Below are 3412 nucleotides of genomic sequence, written 5' to 3'. Positions count from 1 at the left end.
TCACCCTCATGCAGTTGCGCTTCACTTCGTTCGCTATGACCAGCTTACGGCGGGACTTGCACCCGCAGGAGTACGCCCATGCTGGGCGCACAAGGCAACAAGGGCGATCCATCGGATCGCCCTTGTTCACGATTGCCAGCGCGGTCAGGCCACTACCACATGCCGCGGAACTGCCCGGGAGATCCACATGCAGGCAAAGCCGGCACCAATAAGCTCCTGAAAAATCAGGGACGATCCGCCCGGCAACGTGCCAGCGCCGTGCGCAGCAGAGAAGCCGACGCAGCCAACAGCACGAGGTCCTTCAGCAGGAACTGGCCGATCGGCGCCGAGATCGCGGGGAACCCGCCAGCAGTCGGCTCTGCAACGCCAGGGGTGGTGACAAAGAACGTCAGTGTGATGGCGTATGTCGCGCATGACATGGCTGCACCAAGTACCGACACCCTGTGATGGAATGCACCGACGGTCAGTGTCACCGCGGTGGACAGTTCCAGCACGCCAATGACAGCGCTGGCGCCACGTACACCGAACGCGTCGATAAGCCAGGCCATGAAGGGGCTATTCTCGATGAACGGCGCAATACCCTGCGCTTCGTAGCCGGTAAACTTCATCCCGCCGAACCAAAGAAAGACGATAACCAGGGACCAGCGCAGCAACGCCTCGTGGTTGTTGATGGCTTCGCTGGTCCGCGTTGTGGTGACGGATGTGATGGGTTGCATATTTACTCCTCAACGGATATGTGGTGTGGTGGAGGAGCACGCCCCGGTGGCGCAGACCTCCTTTCTGTCATTGCGACGGCGCGCATGCGCGCGCTCCGCCCGCCCGGATTGCGGCGGCCACGAGCGCAGCCTCCGCAAGTTGCGTATTGGTGGCGCCGGCATCTTGGGCGGCCTTGGTATGCAGGCGATGCACCAGGGGCACTGCGTTGTCAGCGCCACGGCCACCGCAATAATCTGTTTCTGCTGCACCGAAAGCGCGCCGTCTGCAAGAACTGCCTGGTCAAACGCGCGGAAGCTCTTCATCGCTTCAGGAGCTTTTTCGTCCAGCTTCCTCAGACGGGCAAGATCCTTCATTTAGAACATGGCAAACTCCATCAAGGGTGGGATTGGAGTACTTATGATAGAAATGGCAAGGTTCCACTTGGTCTTAGTTTGGTTTCAATTCGTCCAATGATGGCATCCTCCCCTTCTGCACACCGTGTGCTCGAGCATTTCCTGGCCACACTCGACATCGGTGTCACGCACATCACACGATGCGACATACGCGATGGATGGAGCGTGCGTTTCGAAGCGTGCGAGACGGCCAGCCTTCACTACTGCCTGGACGGCAGCGGAACGCTCGACGCAGGCAATGGCCGCCGCATCGCTTTGCAGCCGCACAGTTTCGTCCTGATGCCGCCGGGCGTTTCCTACCGGCTGGAATGCGCGTTCGAGTCGCCGACTATGTCGGTGGATCGGACAAGGCTTGGCTCATGGTCCGCGCGCGAAACGGCGCCGACGGTGAAGGTGGGCGAGGCGGCAGTGGGGGTTGAGTTGGCGTGTGGGGAGTTGCGCTTTGCGGCGAGTACGGCCGATCCCTTCAGGATGCTGCGGCATCCGATCGTGACGCGGTTCGACGGGCCAGCGGGGCTGAAGGACCAGTTCGTCATGCTGTTGGCGGAATCCGCACAGCCCGGCCTGGGATCGAGGGTGCTGATCGAGGCATTGCTCAAGCAATGCCTCGTCATGCTGCTGCGGCGCCAGATGGAAACCGATGACGCGGAGCTGTCGTGGACGGCGGCCGTTGCCGATCCCCGGCTGGTACTCGCGTTGGAGAAGCTCTTTGAACAACCCCAAGCACCACTATCCGTGCAGCGATTGGCCGATCTGGCTGGAATGAGCCGTTCAGCGTTCGCTTCGCACTTCGAACGGGCGTTCGGCCAGACGCCGATGGCCATGCTGCGAGCGGTTCGGCTGCACAAGGCCGCGGAACTGCTGGCGACTACAACCCTGCAGGTTTCCCAGGTGGCACACGCCGTTGGCTTCTCCAGTCGCAGCAATTTCTCGCAGGCGTTCCACAAACTGCATGGTGTGGACCCAAGCGGATTTCGGCAGCGAACGGCGTCTCGTCAACGTGTGGGTAGCGACTGATTTCCATCGCGGATTCAATCGATTGCCGCGTGCTGTGCAAGTACCGATCCTCGCTGCATGACTGCGCCCTGAGCAACCAAATCCGGCGATCCCCAAGCAATGTGCGCAGGAATGAGCGAGCGCGCGGACCTCAGCCGCTCTTGCGTGAACCCGCGCGCGTGGGCGCAGCCCTTTCGCCCCGCCGATTGGCCGCACGATCCGACAGCCACCTGACAACCTGCACACCGTAGCTGGCCGGCGTCTTGTCGTTAACGCGCTGGGAAAGGTCGGCCAGAGTATGCCGTTTCAGTTCCGCTCGCATAGCCTTCTCCGCAGCCTGCATGACAGCGTGAACCGAGCAAACGCCACGCGTCGCCCAGCCCGGCGCGTCATCATTGAAGACGGCACAGCGCCCGCGGATCTCGAGGCAGTCGAAGAGCGGCTTCTCGCCATCGATCGCGACCACGACATCGTGAACGGTAATGTGGTTGGCGGGCCGCGCGAGCCGGAATCCGCCCTTGATGCCCTCCGTGGCGACCACCAGCCCGGCCTTGGCCAGCTTGGTGAACAGCTTGGCCAGGAAGTCGTGGGGCACGCCCTGAAGCTCAGCCAGATCACGGACACTCGCTTCTTCCACGGCCGCCTGCGAATGTGTCAGGTACAGCAGGCAGTGGAGGCTGTATTCAACGCCTGTACTGATTTGGGACATGGAATACTAAGACTTTATATATCGTAGTTTCAATGCTATACAACTTCCGCGGGAATCGCAAGGACACGCACGCTTGCTGATGGGCGGTGACGGCAACCGGGCCGATAACCGGCTTCCGGTCGCCTGGCGCCGGGTGCCTGCCTGATGTGAGCGACAGGCCTCCTGATACACGCTCCAACACAACCGGCAGCAGGCACTGTCACGATTGTTGCCGCTGACTCCATCCACCGCCGAGGCTGCGCACCAGCGACACGGTCGCCGCAGCACGCAAGCCTGCCACCGCATTGGCATCGCGCAGCGACTGCAGCACGGTGCGATCGGCGTCGATCACCGCCAGGTAGTCGACGGCACCGGCGTCGTAGCGGCTGCGCGAGATGCGCTGGGCCCGTTTCGCGCCAGCCAGGGCGCTGTCGAGCGCCGTGGCCTGCTGGCTGAGCCAGCGCACGTCGGCCAGGCTGTCCTCCACCTCACGAAACGCCGACAGCACGGCCTGCCGGTAGCGCGCCACGCTTTCCTCGTGCGCGGCGCGCGCGCCGGCCAGGTTGGAACTGTTGCGGCCGCCGTCGAACACCGTCTGCGCGATGGTCGAGCCGATCAG

5 protein-coding genes are annotated in these 3412 nt (G+C 62.7%); 1 reads left to right on the top strand and 4 read right to left on the bottom strand.

Features of this window, described 5'->3' with window-relative positions; genetic code table 11:
* Positions 1 to 224: 224 nt before the first annotated feature.
* The gene (locus K309_RS0134300) at positions 225 to 716 is read right to left on the bottom strand and encodes a YkgB family protein (protein ID WP_029050399.1); all 492 of its coding nucleotides are present in this window, start codon (positions 714 to 716) and stop codon (positions 225 to 227) included.
* Between the two features lie 9 nt (positions 717 to 725).
* Positions 726 to 1070 (bottom strand): carboxymuconolactone decarboxylase family protein, encoded by a 345-nt coding sequence (locus K309_RS38825; protein WP_232232644.1) that lies wholly within the window; start codon positions 1068 to 1070, stop codon positions 726 to 728.
* Positions 1071 to 1196: 126 nt separating this feature from the next.
* Here K309_RS38825 and K309_RS0134290 point away from each other — a divergent pair, with 126 nt between their 5' ends.
* Positions 1197 to 2126, top strand: a complete 930-nt coding sequence (locus K309_RS0134290) for a helix-turn-helix domain-containing protein (RefSeq protein WP_232232643.1) — start codon at positions 1197 to 1199, stop codon at positions 2124 to 2126.
* Between the two features lie 130 nt (positions 2127 to 2256).
* On the opposite strand, the gene K309_RS0134285 is transcribed toward K309_RS0134290, so the two are convergent.
* A complete protein-coding gene (locus K309_RS0134285; protein ID WP_029050397.1) occupies positions 2257 to 2814 on the bottom strand; it encodes an RrF2 family transcriptional regulator in 558 nt (185 codons plus the stop codon).
* A 199-nt stretch (positions 2815 to 3013) separates the two neighbouring features.
* Positions 3014 to 3412: TolC family protein (locus K309_RS38820; RefSeq protein WP_035878890.1), on the bottom strand; the 399-nt coding region annotated here is incomplete at its 5' end.

Origin of the sequence: Cupriavidus phytohabitans, from assembly GCF_000426345.1 — a bacterium.
In the GTDB taxonomy this organism is placed as follows: Bacteria; Pseudomonadota; Gammaproteobacteria; order Burkholderiales; family Burkholderiaceae; genus Cupriavidus.
Note: the sequence above shows the minus strand (reverse complement) of the source record. Positions and strands in the feature narration are given on the sequence as shown.

Excerpts from the sequence above, each read along its gene's own strand:
- K309_RS0134285 (WP_029050397.1), bottom strand. The coding sequence starts at position 2,814 with ATGTCCCAAATCAGTACAGGCGTTGAATACAGCCTCCACTGCCTGCTG.
- K309_RS38825 (WP_232232644.1), bottom strand. The coding sequence starts at position 1,070 with ATGAAGGATCTTGCCCGTCTGAGGAAGCTGGACGAAAAAGCTCCTGAA.
- K309_RS0134300 (WP_029050399.1), bottom strand. The coding sequence starts at position 716 with ATGCAACCCATCACATCCGTCACCACAACGCGGACCAGCGAAGCCATC.